This is a genomic window from Mesorhizobium sp. M7A.F.Ca.CA.003.01.2.1 (genome assembly GCF_003998945.1).
Lineage (GTDB): Bacteria > Pseudomonadota > Alphaproteobacteria > Rhizobiales > Rhizobiaceae > Mesorhizobium > Mesorhizobium ciceri.
In genome coordinates, this window is record NZ_RZRA01001717.1 from 1 (window position 1) to 339 (window position 339).

General features: G+C 64.6%; 1 protein-coding gene. It reads right to left on the reverse strand.

The window, feature by feature from the left end:
• Window positions 1-295 (reverse strand): CHASE2 domain-containing protein (locus EN969_RS35095; RefSeq protein ID WP_127419991.1); only part of this gene is annotated, 295 nt, incomplete at its 3' end.
• Between the last annotated feature and the right edge of the window lie 44 nt (window positions 296-339).

Genomic DNA, 339 nt, shown 5'->3' on the forward strand with positions numbered 1-339 from the left:
CGAAAAGGATGTCGAACGCGATGGCCGCCGCACCAAGCTCCGTCAGTTTCTCGACCAGAGCCGCCATGCGATGCCTGGGCCACGGCCACTGCCCGAATTGCTGCAATGAGGCCTCGTCGATGTCGACCACGCGGACGGGCATCGCCTCGAAGCTGCGAGGTGCCAGCCTCTGATATTGGTCGAACGTCGCTTCGCGGGCGAGTCTCAACGGCTGCGGGTCGCTCGCCCGGACAATGGTAAGCGCCGCTACCAGCGACAAGCCCAGGATGACGCCGGCCCGCTGGGCGCGTGTCATGACTTCTGCACCAGTTGCTGTGCCGCGTATCCTTCCTGCATGGT